We start from the raw sequence: 16,679 nt of genomic DNA, 5'->3' as shown, positions 1-16,679 counted from the left end.
TGCTATGGATGGCACTCTTCCCTGAACCTGGAAAGTGCACCTGATGAATAAAATATTCTTTTACCTGTTGCTGTGTGTGGTTAGCACCGCTCACAGCGCAATTAATTTGGGTCAAACGCGCGTTATTTATAATGAGAACGATAAAGCGGCGATGTTTGACGTCAACAATAATACAGACAAACCATATATGGTACAGACGTGGCTGGATAATGGTAATCCGGATGAGACGCCAGCCAATCTGCCAATGTTAATTACGCCCCCGATCCTGAAACTTGACGGCCATAAATCAGCCGTGTTGCGAGCTATTTATCAGGGCAACGGCTTTCCTGAGGATGTTGAATCTGTAGTGTGGATTAATGTGCAGGAAATCCCCACCATCGAGAATGAAGAAAATACCTTACAGCTGGCGCAGCGTATTCGCATCAAACTATTTTATCGCCCTGTTGGGCTGAATATGACGCTACCTGAAGCCGTTGAGAAATTACAGTGGCAGTGCCACGGTCATACTCTGCGGGCGGTCAATGCGACGCCGTTACATATCTCCCTGACGCAATTACATATTAACGGCCAAAACATTGATGCCGACATGATTAATCCACATGGCGAACGCACGTTTGCGTTGTCACAGCAAAAAGTCAGCCATATCGGTTTTAGCTGGGTAGATGATTACGGCGGCACTAACGCGGTTAATAACGTCCCGGTATCTTGCAATTAAGTTAGGGTTGCACATGATGAAAAAAAATAAGCACCCGCAACGGTACACCCTCTTTACGCTGTCAACGCTGGTCGTGTGCATACCTGCATACGCCAGCAGCACGCCGCAGTTTAATACCCGTTTTGTACATGGTACGCAAAATATTACCTCCGTAGTGCAAATAGCCCGTAATGACGGACTTAGCGAAGGCACGTTTGAATACGATATATATCTTGACCATAGCTTCGTCGAAACGCGCAATGTTGACTTTAAAAGACGTCAACCACAAGGCAAGCCGCAACCTTGCCTGAGCGCGGACGATCTGCGCAAATACGGGATTAAAATCCCTGAAGGTAACGCCGATACCTGCGTGGAGCTCACGGCTCTGATCGCAAACAGCCGCCTGACGGCAGATGCAAACTACCAGCGCATTGATATTTCAGTACCAGAAGCGTTTCTGCTTTCGACTGCGCATGACGCCGTGCCTGAATCGGCCTATGACGATGGGATTAATGCCGCTTTTGTCGGCTACAACGCCAATACGACGCACCTGATTGAACAGGGCCAGGATCATGACTCTGTTTTTGCCAGTTTTGCCAACGGTATAAACCTGGCGGGATGGCATTTTCGCAACCAGTCTACTTTCAGCTATGCCAGCGGTTCAGGCCGTCAATGGCAGGCGGTTTCCACGTGGGTGGAACGTAATATTATTGCGCTGCGTAGCCGCTTGCGCTTCGGGCAAACATATACGGACGACGATGTGTTTGACAGCATCCAGTTTACCGGGGCACAGCTCACCAGCGATGAAAACATGTTGCCTGATAGCCAGCGCGATTTTGCGCCAGTCGTTCGCGGCGTCGCCAATAGCAATGCCACAATCGAAATCCGTCAAAATGGCTATCTGATTTACAGTAAAAACGTCGCGCCGGGCGCATTTGACATTGACGATATTAACCCCAGCAACCAAAGCGGCGACCTGAACGTTAGCGTTATTGAAGCCGATGGCAGTCGGCGTAATTTCAGTGTGCCTTATTCGGCGGTACCGAACATGCTGCGTGCAGGTAACAACCGCTTTCAGTTTACGGCAGGGGAATACCGCGACGGTTACAGCGGCGGTTGGCGGCCCCGCTTTGTTCAAGGCACATTGAGTTATGGTCTCAGCTTTGGCTCCACGTTGTACGGTGGTTTCCTGACCGCAGAAAGCTATAATGCGATTGCCACCGGGATCGCGCAGGATCTGCACCAGTTCGGCGCGATCTCTTTCGATATCACTACCGCCAGAGCGCAGCTCGCCAGTGGAGATGCGTCCACAGGACAAAGTTATCGTTTCTTATACTCCAAATCGCTGAACCAGTACGGTACGGATTTCCGTCTGGTTGGCTACCGCTACAATACCTCCGGTTATTACAGCTTTAGCGACACCATTAACGAGCATAACAGCTGGTCCTCGGGCTATTACGACATCGCCTATGACGACCCGAATCAACAGCTGCGTTTTCCTGGCGAGGAGCACAACAAAAAGCATTACTACACCACTAACTACAATAATCGCCGCCAACGTTTTGAGGTCTCTGTTAACCAGCGTTTGTGGGATAACGCCTCTCTTTACGTCAGCGCCAGCCAGCAAAACTACTGGCACAACGGGAGTCACGACCGCACGATACAGCTGGGTTACAACGATACACTGGGGAAAATCAACTGGAGCGTTTATGTACAGGATACCCGTAACCAGTACGACTACCAGGACCGCAGTATCAACCTGACGCTTTCCATTCCATTCGATTTCATGGATAGCCGCGGCTTTGTCTCCACCAACATCATGCATAGCCAGCAGAATGGCGACAGCTACTCCACCAGCTACAGCAATACAGCATTTGACGATCGTCTGAGCTGGGGCGTTCAGGGCAGTACCACCGATCGACAGGATTCCTCTGCCGGGGTTAACGCCGCCTGGCAAGGTGACAAGATGAATGTTCAGGGGGGCTACAGCGCAGGACGCAACTACCAGAATATGAATATGGGCATCAGCGGCGGGGCAATGCTGCACGCAGGCGGCGTGACGCTCATGCACTCTCCTGGCGATACCATGGTGTTGGTCGAGGCCAAAAATGCCGACGGTGTCCATATCCAGCAACAAAATGGCGTGGCAATTGACGGTAACGGCTATGCGGTCCTTACCGCCGCAGACGCATGGCATTACAACGTGGTGAGTCTGAATACCGCTGATATTGGTGCCGGGCTGGATATTCCGCAGGCACAGAAAAAAATTGTTCCAACAGAGAAAGCCATCGGCAAAGTGGTGTTTGAAACCTTCAGCGGCCGCAACTATCTGGTAAATGCCGTCATGCCCGGCAATATTGCCCCCCCGGTCGGCGCGAACGTACGAGATACCAAAGGTCGTAGCCACGGTCTGGTCGGTATGCATGGCGCACTGTATGCCAGCGGCGTGGAAGACAATTCTCGCCTGGAAGTGCGCTGGGGCTCCCATGCAAATGAACACTGCTTTATTCAAATGCCGGATAACCATAACCAGCCGGTGAAGAAAATCGGATATACACAAATTACCGCCCAGTGCGTCGGCTCGTAAGGTGCAATCAATGAATCCGTTAAAAATAGTTAAACTTGTGGTGCTGCTTTGTTTGCCGATATTCAGTAGTGCAAGCTATGCGGTTACCTGTACAGCAAACAGCGTCTCCGTACACGTTGATCCCATTAAAATCAGCCACAGTACCACCGCTGGGGACACCGTTTGGGTGTCCAATCCACAAACCGTTAGCGTCACTTGCCGCGACACAGACTATATGCCCCACGGCGAAGCCGCCAGAATCTACATCGACCCTGATCATGAGTTTGCGCATTTTCTGCAGGGAACCAATATGAAACTGGTGGTGAGCATTGATGGTCGCCCCTACGATCAAAGTGCCCAGGCCGTCACCACCCAATATCAGGCAACGTTGCCCCGAACACGTTCAGACAACTACTGCAGCAGTAATAACCACAGCCATTCCAGTGACTGCCAGGCGCGCCCACAAACATTTTCTTTCACCTTTAACCTCAGTCTGGTCGCTACCGGAAAACTCCCGGATCCTTTGCCTGCGCTGGCCGGTCGCACCATCAACAAAGTTTTTGTCGTCGACGGTATTGGCAGCATTAACGCCTGCGGTTCGCATTGCTCCACCAGCAATCCGGCAAAAAACTTTGGCCCCGCGCTTAATGGCCTGAATAACATCAGTTATATCAACTGCGAACCGATCGTCTCTATCAGCTCTGACAAAGGAACGGATACCGTCGAGTTTGGCAGGATCAGCATTACCGAAGCAAAAGTGGGAAAAGATAACAGCCACAGTAAACAGTTTGCCGTTATTGCCGCAGAAGCCGCCGGGAAGCATGAATGTCGCGGCATCAACTACGCGGTAACGTTTACCGGCACCACAAGCAACAGCGGCGCAGTTTTTACCGGTCAGGGTACGCCAGATATCGGCGTTACGCTCCAGGATGCTGCACAACCCGGCTCCGGGGACATTATCAGCGGCAACCGTATCGATTTTGCCAGCAGCGCGTTTACCAACCAGAGCGACAGCCGACGCAAAGAGTTCATGGCAACCCTGTTCTGGCTGAAGAATCCTCCCCAACCCGGCACATTTAGTATTCCTGTCAATGCGACGGTGACCTTTAAATAACAGGCGCAGGACGATGCTGATCGTCCTGCGCGTCTCGCACCAGGCATAAAAACCGCAGTCGTACGCTTAACCCGCCTAATGTTTCACTCCGTGATAGCTGAGGGTGCGTGCGGTGCAGACGAGCAATGTCGTTGACCAGCGCCAGGCCTATCCCGGCGCCAGGGACATTACCGACGTTATCAAGGCGATGAAACGGTAGCAGCGCCTGGTGCACCATCTGCTCATCGATACCCGGCCCGCTATCTTCAACCACCAGCACCACCGCCTCTCCTTTTCGCAGCAGACGGGCGGTTACCACACCATGCGGCGGCGTGTATTTCAGTGCGTTATCCAGCAGATTCCCGCACAGTTCGCCAAGCAGGACTTCATCGCCCTCAATCCACACCGCATCCTGTTCCCCTTCATAGCCCAGATCGATCCCTTTACTGCGCGCCTGCGCCAGTCGCGTGAAACAACTGCTTTGCACCACCTCATACAAATTAACCGGCGAGAAGTGCCTTTCTCCTTGCTCTTTGCGCTTCACAGCCGACAGCTGTAACAGCCTTTCCGTCAGTTGAATGGTGTTATCCAGCGTGGAGCTCATGGCTTGCAGACTCTCATACCATTGCTGCGGCTGCTGGCTGGCGAGGGCCACCGCCACCTGAGTTTTTAGCACCGCCAGCGGCGTTTTAAGCTGATGGGAAGCATCCGCGCTGAAGCGCTCCTGGCGAGAGATCAGGCCGCGAAGTCGGTCCAGATAACGGTTGAATGCCACAATCAACAGACGGGTTTCCGACCACGGCAGCAGCTCCGGCAGCGGCGTCAGCAGCCCAGGCTCGCGACGCACCATCAGCGATGACAGCTGGCGCATCGGGCGTAACACCCGACGCAGCAACCAGCCGACCAGCACCAGCGTGAGCAGCACCAGTAGCCCTTGCGAAACCCACGAGGAAAACAGCAGCTGTCGCGCCAGGTAACGTCGCGATTGCAGCGTTTCGGCGACATAAATCTCGGCCATGCCGATAATGCCGCCCTCGTTGACGGGCTGCAGCAGACGCGCCACGCGAATTGCCTCCCCGCGATATTCAGTGTGATAAAACCACGCCAGCGCCGGATAAAGCCGCGTACGCGATGTCGCAGGCGGCATCGCAGGTAAATCGTCATAACCTGAGATAACCTTCCCCGCCGGGTCGACCACCTTGTAATACAATCTGTCGTTCATATTCAGCTCAAAGCTGTCCAGCACCACCCACGGCACATTCACTTCCAGCTGTTTGTTGTGCACCACCAGTCGCTCGGAGACGGTTCTGGCAGACGAGAGCAGCGTCCGGTCATACGCCTGCGTCGCCGCCTGTAGCGCGCTGACATAGCTGTTAAATGCCGACAGCCCCCACAACAACATGAGCGGCAAACCCAGAAACATCAGCAGTTGCAGGTATAACGATTGGGGTTTAACCCACTTCATCGCTACGCTCCAGCACATAGCCCAGTCCGCGCAGCGTGGCGATGCGCACATCGCTTCCCTGTAGCTTTTTACGCAGACGATGGATGTAGAGCTCAATGCTTTCGGGGCTGACCTCATCGTTTAGACTGAAGACCTGTTCAAACAACTGCTGACGCGAAACCGGTCGCAATCGACGGTACATCAGCACCGTCAGCAATGCCTGTTCGCGCGGCGTGAGCGCCAGCGGCTGCCCCTGCAACAGAAAATAGCCCTCATCGTGAAACGCCAGTTCGCCCAGTTGCTGTATGCCCTGCACCTGCCCCGCGCTGCGGCGTAGCAAAGCCCTCAGCCGGGCATCCAGCTCCTCGATTTCAAACGGTTTTGCCAGATAATCATCGGCCCCGACGTTCAATCCTTTCACCCGATCGGCCACCGCGCTGCGCGCCGTCAGCAGCAGAACAGGAAACGTCTGCCCGCGTTTGCGCAGGCGCTGAACGACGTCAAGACCATCCAGTCCCGGCATATTGATATCCAGCACCGCCAGCGCGTACGTTTCGCTATGTAAAAGATGGTCGGCCGCCAGGCCATCAAAAACGCAGTCGACGGCAAAACCGTTTTGCACCAGCGCTTTCTCCAGCCAGTGAGCTAACTCACGGTTATCTTCCGCTAATAAGAGACGCATATCACATCCTGTAAAGTTTCTGCCGCATTGAAAGGGAATTGAAAGGTTAATGTTTTAACAATCATGCAACCGAACTGCTACACATCGGCTCACATAATCACAAAAATCTTCTTCCGTACCCGAAAATCCGGTTTTCCGGCGTGAGGATAAACAATGAAAAAACAGTTACTTCGTACCCTTACTGCAAGCATTTTACTGATGAGTACCTCTGTTCTGGCGGAACAAGCGCCATCGCGCACAGAATGTATCGCCCCTGCTAAACCTGGCGGTGGTTTCGATCTCACCTGTAAGTTGATTCAAGTGAGCATGATGGAAACCGGCGCTATCGAAAAACCGATGCGCGTAACCTACATGCCCGGCGGCGTTGGCGCCGTGGCCTATAACGCGATCGTCGCGCAACGTCCGGCTGAAGCGGGTACCGTAGTGGCATTCTCCGGCGGCTCGCTGCTGAACCTGTCACAAGGGAAGTTTGGTCGCTACGGCGTTGATGATGTCCGCTGGCTGGCAAGCGTCGGCACTGACTACGGCATGATTGCCGTACGCCAGGACTCACCCTGGAAAACGCTGAAAGATCTGCTGACGGCAATGGAGAAAGATCCTAACAGCGTGGTCATTGGCGCAGGCGCCTCTATCGGTAGTCAGGACTGGATGAAGTCGGCGCTGCTGGCGCAAAAAGCCAATGTCGATCCACACAAGATGCGCTATGTGGCCTTTGAGGGCGGCGGCGAACCGGTCACCGCGCTGATGGGGAATCACGTCCAGGTGGTTTCCGGCGATCTCAGCGAGATGGTGCCTTATCTTAGCGGCGACAAAATCCGCGTGCTCGCCGTGTTCTCTGATCAACGTCTGCCAGGCCAGTTAGCTAACGTACCAACCGCCAAAGAGCAGGGTTACGACCTCGTGTGGCCCATCATTCGTGGCTTCTACGTTGGACCAAAAGTCAGCGACGCCGAGTATCAGTGGTGGGTTGATGCCTTTAACAAACTCCAGCAGACCGATGAGTTTAAAAAGCAGCGCGATCTGCGCGGCCTGTTTGAATTCAACATGAGCGGTAAGCAGCTCGACGAATACGTGAAAAAGCAGGTCACGGATTACCGTGAGCAGGCGAAAGCCTTCGGTCTGGCGAAATAAGCGCAGAGGCAAAGATGATGAGCGATCGTATTTTTGCAGGTATCTGGCTGTTGCTCTGTATAGCCGGGCTGTTCGTGGCCTGGCAAATCACCAGCGAATACAGCTATGAGCCGGTTGGGCCGCGTCCCTTTCCGCTTGGCATTATCAGCCTGATGCTGGTATGCGCCGTGGCGCTGCTGTTGCGCCATCCCGACACCATCAGTTGGCCCCGCCGTCACGTGCTGCAAAAGCTGCTGACGATGGTGATTGTTCTGTTGATGTACGCCTGGGGTTTCGAATGGCTCGGTTTTCCCATCTCCACCGCCATTCTCACCGTGGTGATTGGCATGCTGTTCGGCGCAACGATTCCGGCTGCGGGTATTTCCGGCGCGGTACTCGGCATTCTGCTGTGGTATGCCTTTGACCGACTGCTTGACGTCACCTTACCACTCGGCGCCTGGCTGGGTTAACGGAGAAACGATGGATACCTGGATTTATCTTTCTCAGGGTTTCGCGGTGGCCATGACGCCGGAAAACCTGGTCATCGCCCTGATTGGCTGTTTTGTCGGTACCATTGTCGGGCTGTTGCCTGGTCTTGGACCCATTAACGGCGTGGCGATCCTCCTGCCTCTGGCCTTCGCTTTGCATCTGCCTGCAGAATCTGCGCTGATCCTGCTGGCTACGGTCTACATAGGTTGTGAATACGGCGGACGTATCTCCTCCATCCTGCTGAATGTTCCCGGCGATGCGGCGGCGATTATGACCGCGCTGGATGGCTACCCGATGGCGCAGCAAGGCCGCGGCGGCGTTGCGCTCTCTATCTCGGCGGTCAGCTCTTTCATTGGTTCGCTTATCGCTATCGGCGGCATCATTCTGTTTGCCCCGGCGTTAGCCCAATGGTCGCTGGCCTTCGGTCCGGCGGAATACTTTGCCTTAATGGTTTTCGCCATTGCCTGCCTCGGCAGCATGATGGCGCAAAACCCGCTGAAATCATTTCTGGCAGCGCTTATCGGTCTCGGCCTTGCGACCGTTGGCGTAGACGCCAATACCGGGGTTTATCGCTTTACCTTTGACAGCGTTCATCTCTCCGACGGTGTGCAGTTTATCGTGGTAGTGATTGGGCTGTTCTCAGTCTCTGAAATACTGTTAATGCTGGAACATACCAGCAGTGGCCAGACGCTGGTGCGTAAAACGGGCCGCATGTTATTTAACGCCAAAGAAGGTGCGCAGTGCGTTGGCGCAACTCTGCGTTCATCGGTGATTGGCTTTTTCGTCGGCGTCCTGCCTGGCGCGGGCGCAACCATTGCCAGCGCTATCACCTACATGACCGAGAAAAAGCTCAGCGGCAATAGCGACAGCTTCGGCAAAGGGGATATACGCGGCGTGGCGGCCCCCGAAGCCGCCAACAACGCCTCGGCCTGTGGCTCCTTTATCCCGATGCTGACGCTCGGCGTACCGGGCTCCGGCACCACAGCGGTGATGATGGGCGCGCTGACGCTGTACAATATCACCCCGGGTCCGGCCATGTTCACCGAACAGCCGGACATCGTCTGGGGGCTGATTGCGGCGCTGCTGATTGCTAACGTGATGCTGCTGGTGATGAACATCCCGTTGATCGGCCTGTTTACCCGTATGCTGACCATCCCCTTGTGGTTTTTGGTACCGGCTATCGCGGCAGTCTCCGCGGTGGGCGTGTATGCCGTCCACAGCACCACTTTCGATCTGGTGCTGATGGTTGCCCTCGGCGTGCTAGGCTACATATTGCGCAAAATGCACTTCCCGATGTCGCCGTTGATTTTAGGCTTCGTTCTCGGGGAAATGCTGGAGCAGAACCTGCGTCGGGCGCTGTCTATCAGTAACGGTAATATGGATATTCTGTGGGCCAGCGGCGTGGCGAAAGTGCTGCTGGTGATGGCGGTACTGGTTATCGTGGTCCCGCCAGTGCTACGCCTGATTCGTAAACGTAACAGCAAACCGCAGGTGGATATCAGCTAATAATATGCCGGGTAGCGGCGCTGACGCGTCTTATCCGGCATTTTCATCTTAATTCCTGAACGGCACTGAGTACGTGTTCAACAAACCGCGTCAGCTTGGGCAGCGGACGCAAATCTTGTCGCCACAGTAGATGAATCGGCCGCGGCTGCGGCGTAAACGTTTCCAGTATCCGAATCAGTTTCCCGGTAGCCAGCTCTTGCGCCAGCAGCACCTCCGGTTGTAATAACAGTCCGGCCCCCGCTACCGCCGCCATACGCAGGCCATGACCATCGTTACAGCGCAGGATCGCATCGCGCTTCCATCTGACTTCGCCCGTCACGCCAGGCAGTATCCATTCGTTGCGAGCCGTCCACACGGTATGGGACAGGCACAGATGATCCACCAGATCCGCTGGCGTAAGGGGCGTGCCATGACGGGCAAGATAATCCTTTGATGCACAGATCGCCATACGGTAAGGACACAGGTATTTCGCCACCACATCAGTCTGATGGATATCGCCAATACGGATCGCCAGGTCGACGCCTTCATTCACCAGATCAACCATCCGGTTGGTCAGATCCAGCTCAATGCGCACCTCTGGCCAGGCCTGTAAAAACGCAGCGGCCAACGGCGAGATAACGCAAGCGCCAAAAGAAGTAGGCGCGCTAATGCGCAGCGTCCCCGCAGGGGCCAGCCGCAGACGCTCTACCGAACGCTCAGCTATCGACACCTGCTCCAGCACGCGGCGGGCTTCTTCAAAATAGACACGCCCGGCATCGGTCAGGCTCTGGCGGCGAGTATTGCGCTCCAGCAGACGCGTGCCAAGCTGTGCTTCCAGTTGGGTGATATATTTTCCCACCATCACCGCAGACATCTCGAGTCTTATTGCCGCGGAGGTAAAGCTTCCGCTCTCCACCACGGCGATAAACGTTTCCATGCCGCGCAGCTTATCCATATTACAAACCTCTGGTTAGTAATCATCTAACTTATAGCCAGTTTATCCGATTTCATTTTCATTAAAGAATAGTGGCTCACACTATTCTGGAGGTGGTTATGAAAATCGTCATTATTGGTGCCAGCGGTACAGTGGGGCGCGCAGTTACAGAAACGTTAAGCCGTAAACATGAGGTGATCCGCGTAGGTCGCACGCGGGGAGATTACCAGGTCGATATCACCTCGCAGGAGAGTGTCGGGGCATTGTTTGAAAAAGTCGGTCGGATAGATGCGATCGTTTCCGCCACCGGCAACCTGTTCTTTGGCCCGCTGTCGACAATGACCGACGAGGACTTTAATCAGGGATTACAGGATAAGCTGTTAGGCCAGATACGTCTGGCATTAACCGGGCAACATTTCCTCAATGATGGCGGCTCGATTACGCTGATTAGCGGCATTATCGCCCATGAACCCATCGCACAAGGGGCGAATGCGGCAACGATCAATGCCGGGCTGGAAGGATTTGTGCGCGCTGCTGCCTGTGAGCTAGGTCGTGGTCAGCGCATAAACCTGATAAGCCCAACCGTACTCAGTGAATCCGCCGAAGCATACGATGGTTTCTTCCCTGGCTTTGAAAGCGTCCCCGCCGCTACCGTTGCCAACGCCTATCGCCGCAGCGTGGAAGGCATCCAAACCGGGCGGATTTATAAAGTCGGTTACTGACTTTGCTGCTGCCGTTGAGTTACCCTCAGCGGCAGAATAATTAACTCTTTGTTTTAAAATAACATTACCTGTCCTCCCTTCTCCTCCCCGCACTTAACCTCACTTTTTATAATGTTAAATAATTGTTGTTTTTGATCACAAATAATAAACAAACAAGCCCATTCTGTGCGCGTTTTTCAAAAATGTAGATATTTTTAATTTATGGCTACGAAACGAGCTGCGCCATATCTCCCTGACAATCTACTGAGAGGAACGATTTGATGAACGCACTGACTGCCGTAAAACCGAACGCTGATGATCCAGCCCAGCACTACAGCGGTTTCACGTTGAAACCATCAGCCCAGTCCCCACGCCTGCTGGAGCTGACTTTTTCCGCTGAGAGCACTGAGCAATTTCTGAAAGCCGTAGCGCAGTGGCCGGTGCAGGCACTGGAATACAAATCCTTCCTGCGCTTCAAAGTGGGCAAGATCCTCGACGACCTGTGCGGCAATCAGTTGCAGCCTTTGCTGCTGAAAACGTTGCTCGATCGTGCCGAAGGCGCACTGCTGATCAACGCCGTCGGCGTAGATGAAGTGGCACAGGCTGAAGAGATGGTCAAGCTGGCGACGGCGGTAGCGCATCTTATCGGGCGCTCCAATTTTGATGCGATGAGCGGTCAATACTATGCCCGTTTTGTGGTGAAAAACGTTGATAACTCAGACAGCTACCTGCGCCAGCCGCACCGTGTAATGGAGCTGCATAACGACGGAACCTACCTCGAAGAAATCACCGACTATGTGCTGATGATGAAGATTGACGAGCAGAACATGACCGGCGGTAACTCGCTGCTGCTGCACCTCGACGACTGGGAACATCTGGATCAGTACTTTACCCACCCGCTGGCGCGTCGCGCCATGCGCTTTGCCGCACCGCCAAGCAAAAACGTCAGCCAGGAAGTGTTCCATCCGGTGTTTGACGTTGACCAGCAGGGCCGCCCGGTGATGCGCTACATCGACCAGTTCGTCCAGCCAAAAGATTATGAAGAAGGCGTCTGGCTGAGCGATTTGTCCGATGCGTTGGAAACCAGCAAGGCCATTATTTCAGTTCCGGTTTCAGTCGGTAAATTCCTGTTAATCAACAACCTGTTCTGGTTGCACGGTCGCGATCGCTTTACCTCGCATCCTGACCTGCGCCGCGAACTGATGCGCCAGCGTGGTTATTTCGCTTACGCGACAAACCACTACCAGACCCATCAGTAAGCGCGAAGGAATAAAGCGGATGTATGATTTTGTGATTATTGGCGGCGGCATTATCGGCATGTCGACCGCCATGCAGCTAATTGATGTCTATCCGGACGCCAGAATCGCGCTGCTGGAAAAAGAGTCCGGCCCAGCCTGTCACCAGACGGGCCACAACAGCGGCGTAATTCATGCCGGGGTCTATTACACCCCCGGCAGCCTGAAGGCGCAGTTTTGCCTGGCCGGAAATCGCGCCACAAAAACCTTTTGCGACCAAAACGGCATCCGCTACGACGTCTGCGGAAAAATGCTGGTTGCCACCTCCGAACTGGAAATGGAGCGCATGCGCGCGCTGTGGGATCGCACCGCCGCTAACGGCCTTGAGCGCGAATGGCTGAATGCGCAGGAGCTTCGCGAGCGTGAACCCAACATCACCGGGCTGGGCGGTATTTTTGTTCCGTCGAGCGGGATCGTCAGCTACCGCGAAGTCACCGCCGCGATGGCGAAGATATTTCAGACCAAAGGCGGTGAGATTATCTACAACGCTGAGGTCAGCGCGCTAAAAGAGCACGCTGCGGGCGTTGTCGTACATACCCGTCAGGGTCAGGAATTTGAGGGAGCGACGCTGATTAGCTGCTCTGGCCTGATGGCGGACCGACTAGTGAAAATGCTCGGCGTTGAACCCGGCTTTATCATCTGTCCGTTCCGTGGCGAATATTTCCGTCTGGCGTCAGAACATAACCAGATAGTCAACCATCTGATCTACCCCATCCCCGACCCGGCGATGCCGTTTCTCGGCGTTCATCTGACCCGGATGATTGACGGCAGCGTCACCGTGGGCCCCAACGCGGTACTGGCATTTAAACGTGAAGGCTACCGTAAACGCGACTTCTCGCTCAGCGATACGCTGGAGATCCTCAGCTCTTCCGGCATTCGTCGCGTGCTGCAAAACAACCTGCGCTCAGGACTTGGCGAAATGAAGAATTCGCTGTGCAAAAGCGGTTATCTGCGGCTGGTACAAAAGTACTGCCCGAGTCTGACGCTCAAGGATCTGCAGCCCTGGCCTGCAGGCGTGCGGGCACAGGCTGTGTCGCCGGACGGCAAGCTAATCGACGATTTCCTGTTTGTCACCACACCACGCTCAATTCACACCTGTAACGCGCCTTCTCCGGCAGCAACGTCGGCGATCCCTATCGGCGCGCATATTGTCAGCAAAGTTCATGCGCTGCTGGAGAACCAGAGTAATCCCGGACGCACGCTGCGTGCGGCACGTAGCGTGGAAACATTACACGCCGCATTCACCCGTTAAAACGATTAAGACAGGACGCAATTATGCAACTTAACGATCCAACCTTATTTCGCCAGCAAGCACTGATCGATGGCAACTGGCGTGACGCCAACAGCGGCGAGACCATCGCGGTGACCAACCCCGCCAACGGTCAGCAATTAGGTAGCGTACCGAAAATGGGGGCGGATGAAACCCGCGAAGCGATTAACGCCGCTAACCGCGCTCTGCCCGCCTGGCGTGCGCTGACCGCCAAAGAGCGGGCCAACATCCTGCGCCGCTGGTTCAACCTGATGATTGAGCATCAGGACGATCTCGCCCGTCTGATGACCCTGGAACAGGGTAAACCGCTGGCAGAAGCCAAAGGTGAAATCACCTATGCCGCTTCCTTTATTGAGTGGTTTGCCGAAGAGGGCAAACGTATCTATGGCGATACGATCCCCGGCCACCAGGCCGACAAACGCCTAATCGTCATCAAACAGCCGATCGGCGTTACCGCCGCGATTACGCCGTGGAACTTCCCCGCGGCGATGATTACCCGCAAAGCCGGTCCGGCGCTGGCGGCTGGTTGCACAATGGTGCTTAAACCGGCCAGCCAGACCCCCTACTCCGCACTGGCGCTGGCAGAGCTTGCCAATCGCGCCGGGATCCCGGCAGGCGTTTTCAGTGTGGTGACCGGTTCAGCGAGCGCGGTCGGCAACGAGCTGACCGGCAACCCGCTGGTACGCAAGCTGTCATTTACCGGCTCAACCGAAATTGGCCGTCAGTTAATGCAGCAGTGCGCCAAAGACATCAAAAAAGTGTCGCTGGAGCTGGGCGGCAATGCGCCGTTTATCGTCTTTGACGATGCCGATCTTGATAAAGCCGTGGAAGGCGCACTGGCATCGAAGTTCCGTAACGCAGGCCAAACCTGTGTCTGCGCCAACCGCCTGTACGTGCAGGACGGCGTGTATGACCGTTTTGCCGAAAAACTCCAGCAGGCAGTAAGCAAACTGCACCTCGGTGATGGTCTGCAACCTGACGTCACCACCGGGCCGCTGATCGACGAGAAAGCGGTAGCCAAAGTGCAGGAACACATCGCCGATGCTCTGGATAAAGGCGCGCGCATTATCGCGGGCGGCAAACCTCACGCACTCGGCGGCAACTTCTTCCAGCCCACCATTTTGGTGGATGTGCCTGACAACGCGAAGGTCGCCAAAGAAGAGACGTTCGGCCCGCTGGCTCCGCTGTTCCGGTTTAAGGACGAGGCTGACGTCATCGCTCAGGCCAATGACACCGAGTTTGGTCTGGCCGCCTATTTCTACGCCCGTGATTTGAGCCGCGTCTTTCGCGTTGGCGAAGCGCTGGAATACGGCATTGTCGGGATTAACACCGGCATTATCTCCAACGAAGTCGCCCCGTTTGGGGGAATTAAAGCCTCCGGTCTTGGCCGTGAAGGATCGAAATACGGCATCGAAGACTACTTAGAAATCAAATATATGTGCATCGGCCTTTAATAAAATAAATACTGGAGAACACCTGATGAGCACCAACAAAGAACTTATGCAACGTCGCAGCAACGCCGTTCCCCGTGGCGTAGGACAAATCCACCCTATTTTTGCCGAGCGTGCAGAAAACTGTCGAGTCTGGGACGTTGAAGGCCGTGAATTCCTCGATTTTGCTGGCGGTATTGCGGTGCTGAACACCGGCCACCTGCACCCGCAGATCGTCTCTGCGGTAGAAGCACAGTTGAAAAAGCTGTCCCATACCTGTTTTCAGGTGCTGGCCTATGAGCCGTACCTGGAGCTGTGCGAAATCATGAATAAGAAAGTGCCGGGCGATTTCGCTAAAAAAACCCTGCTGGTGACAACCGGCTCGGAAGCGGTGGAAAACGCGGTGAAAATCGCCCGCGCCGCCACCAAACGAACCGGCACTATCGCCTTCAGCGGCGCTTACCACGGTCGAACCCACTACACCCTGTCGCTGACCGGGAAAGTAAATCCGTACTCTGCAGGAATGGGGTTAATGCCGGGCCACGTGTATCGTGCGCTTTATCCTTGCCCGCTGCACGGCATCAGTGAAGACGATGCTATCGCCAGCATTCACCGTATCTTCAAAAATGATGCCGCTCCGGAAGACGTTGCCGCCATCGTGATTGAGCCCGTCCAGGGCGAAGGTGGTTTTTACGCCGCCTCTCCTGCTTTTATGCAACGTCTGCGCGCCATTTGTGACGAGCACGGCATCATGCTGATTGCCGATGAAGTACAGAGCGGCGCAGGCCGTACCGGTACGCTGTTCGCTATGGAGCAGATGGGCGTTGCGCCCGATCTCACCACCTTCGCCAAATCTATTGCCGGTGGCTTCCCGCTGGCGGGAGTGACCGGGCGCGCCGAAGTCATGGACGCAATCCCACCGGGCGGTCTGGGCGGTACCTATGCCGGTAACCCGATTGCCTGCGCCGCCGCACTGGCGGTACTGAATATTTTCGAACAGGAAAATCTGCTGCAAAAAGCCAACGACCTGGGGCAAACCCTGCGCGAAGGCCTGCTGGCTATCGCGGAAACCCACCGCGAGATTGGCGATGTACGCGGGCTGGGAGCGATGATCGCAATCGAACTGTTTGAAGACGGCGATCACACGAAACCAGACGCCAAACTGACCGCGGAAATCGTCGCGCGTGCGCGCGATAAAGGGCTGATCCTGCTCTCCTGCGGACCTTACTACAACGTACTGCGCATTCTTGTCCCACTGACCATTGAAGATGCCCAAATCCGCCAGGGGCTGGACATTATCGCTCAGTGTTTTGCCGAAGCGAAGCAGGGTTAACACCGCATTCGACCAATAAAAAACGCAATCCTCAGGCCGGATAAGGCGGAGCCGCCATCCGGCAGACAGGGTCAATAACAATAAATACGCGTGCCCCGGCGCGGGAATGCCGGGGTGCTCTCCCAAGTGAAATACTTTCGAGAGGTTTAAAAG

Annotated in this window: 14 protein-coding genes; 11 read left to right on the top strand and 3 right to left on the bottom strand. The window is 55.0% G+C overall.

Features of this window, described 5'->3' with window-relative positions:
• The first annotated feature begins 43 nt into the window (after nt 1-43).
• The 3 genes from HVZ39_RS06145 to HVZ39_RS06135 are packed head-to-tail and all read left to right on the top strand — an operon-like array spanning nt 44 to nt 4,374.
• A complete protein-coding gene (locus HVZ39_RS06145) occupies nt 44-715 on the top strand; it encodes a molecular chaperone (protein ID WP_047499484.1) in 672 nt (223 codons plus the stop codon).
• A 13-nt stretch (nt 716-728) separates the two neighbouring features.
• Nucleotides 729-3,281: a fimbria/pilus outer membrane usher protein gene (locus tag HVZ39_RS06140; protein WP_181633339.1), complete on the top strand. Its 2,553-nt coding sequence runs from the start codon at nt 729-731 to the stop codon at nt 3,279-3,281.
• 10 nt (nt 3,282-3,291) lie between these two features.
• On the top strand, nt 3,292-4,374 hold the full coding sequence (locus HVZ39_RS06135) for a fimbrial protein (protein ID WP_181633338.1): 1,083 nt from the start codon (nt 3,292-3,294) through the stop codon (nt 4,372-4,374).
• Here HVZ39_RS06135 and HVZ39_RS06130 read toward each other — a convergent pair.
• Complete coding sequence (locus HVZ39_RS06130; protein WP_181633337.1) at nt 4,367-5,818, bottom strand: sensor histidine kinase; 1,452 nt, start codon at nt 5,816-5,818, stop codon at nt 4,367-4,369. The two genes, HVZ39_RS06135 and HVZ39_RS06130, sit on opposite strands and share 8 nt — an antisense overlap.
• Nucleotides 5,805-6,479: a transcriptional regulator TctD gene (tctD, locus tag HVZ39_RS06125; protein ID WP_181633336.1), complete on the bottom strand. Its 675-nt coding sequence runs from the start codon at nt 6,477-6,479 to the stop codon at nt 5,805-5,807. The genes HVZ39_RS06130 and tctD overlap by 14 nt, the downstream gene beginning before the upstream one ends.
• Before the next feature lie 153 nt (nt 6,480-6,632).
• Between tctD and HVZ39_RS06120 the strand changes: the two genes are divergently transcribed.
• From HVZ39_RS06120 to HVZ39_RS06110, 3 genes are read left to right on the top strand one after another with little or no spacing between them, the layout of a single operon-like run.
• Entirely contained in the window at nt 6,633-7,610 is a 978-nt protein-coding gene (locus tag HVZ39_RS06120) for a tripartite tricarboxylate transporter substrate binding protein (RefSeq protein ID WP_016154127.1), read from the top strand.
• A 14-nt stretch (nt 7,611-7,624) separates the two neighbouring features.
• Nucleotides 7,625-8,059: a tripartite tricarboxylate transporter TctB family protein gene (locus HVZ39_RS06115; RefSeq protein WP_016154128.1), complete on the top strand. Its 435-nt coding sequence runs from the start codon at nt 7,625-7,627 to the stop codon at nt 8,057-8,059.
• Between the two features lie 10 nt (nt 8,060-8,069).
• Nucleotides 8,070-9,584: a tripartite tricarboxylate transporter permease gene (locus HVZ39_RS06110; protein ID WP_016154129.1), complete on the top strand. Its 1,515-nt coding sequence runs from the start codon at nt 8,070-8,072 to the stop codon at nt 9,582-9,584.
• A gap of 43 nt (nt 9,585-9,627) precedes the next feature.
• Here HVZ39_RS06110 and HVZ39_RS06105 read toward each other — a convergent pair whose 3' ends face one another.
• A complete protein-coding gene (locus tag HVZ39_RS06105) occupies nt 9,628-10,518 on the bottom strand; it encodes a LysR family transcriptional regulator (protein ID WP_181633335.1) in 891 nt (296 codons plus the stop codon).
• A 98-nt stretch (nt 10,519-10,616) separates the two neighbouring features.
• Here HVZ39_RS06105 and HVZ39_RS06100 point away from each other — a divergent pair, with 98 nt between their 5' ends.
• The 5 genes from HVZ39_RS06100 to gabT all read left to right on the top strand — a co-directional run bounded on the left by HVZ39_RS06100 (nt 10,617) and on the right by gabT (nt 16,526).
• A complete protein-coding gene (locus HVZ39_RS06100; RefSeq protein WP_181627037.1) occupies nt 10,617-11,219 on the top strand; it encodes a short chain dehydrogenase in 603 nt (200 codons plus the stop codon).
• A gap of 260 nt (nt 11,220-11,479) precedes the next feature.
• The gene (gene glaH, locus HVZ39_RS06095; RefSeq protein WP_181633334.1) at nt 11,480-12,457 is read left to right on the top strand and encodes a glutarate dioxygenase GlaH; all 978 of its coding nucleotides are present in this window, start codon (nt 11,480-11,482) and stop codon (nt 12,455-12,457) included.
• 19 nt (nt 12,458-12,476) lie between these two features.
• A complete protein-coding gene (gene lhgO, locus HVZ39_RS06090; RefSeq protein WP_181633333.1) occupies nt 12,477-13,745 on the top strand; it encodes an L-2-hydroxyglutarate oxidase in 1,269 nt (422 codons plus the stop codon).
• A 23-nt stretch (nt 13,746-13,768) separates the two neighbouring features.
• Nucleotides 13,769-15,217 (top strand): NADP-dependent succinate-semialdehyde dehydrogenase, encoded by a 1,449-nt coding sequence (gabD, locus tag HVZ39_RS06085; protein WP_016154134.1) that lies wholly within the window; start codon nt 13,769-13,771, stop codon nt 15,215-15,217.
• A 25-nt stretch (nt 15,218-15,242) separates the two neighbouring features.
• Nucleotides 15,243-16,526, top strand: a complete 1,284-nt coding sequence (gene gabT / locus HVZ39_RS06080) for a 4-aminobutyrate--2-oxoglutarate transaminase (protein ID WP_046274853.1) — start codon at nt 15,243-15,245, stop codon at nt 16,524-16,526.
• Nucleotides 16,527-16,679 lie beyond the last annotated feature (153 nt).

The sequence above is a fragment of the Citrobacter sp. RHB35-C21 genome, assembly GCF_013816515.1.
Classification (GTDB): domain Bacteria; phylum Pseudomonadota; class Gammaproteobacteria; order Enterobacterales; family Enterobacteriaceae; genus Citrobacter; species Citrobacter braakii.
Note: the sequence above shows the minus strand (reverse complement) of the source record. Positions and strands in the feature narration are given on the sequence as shown.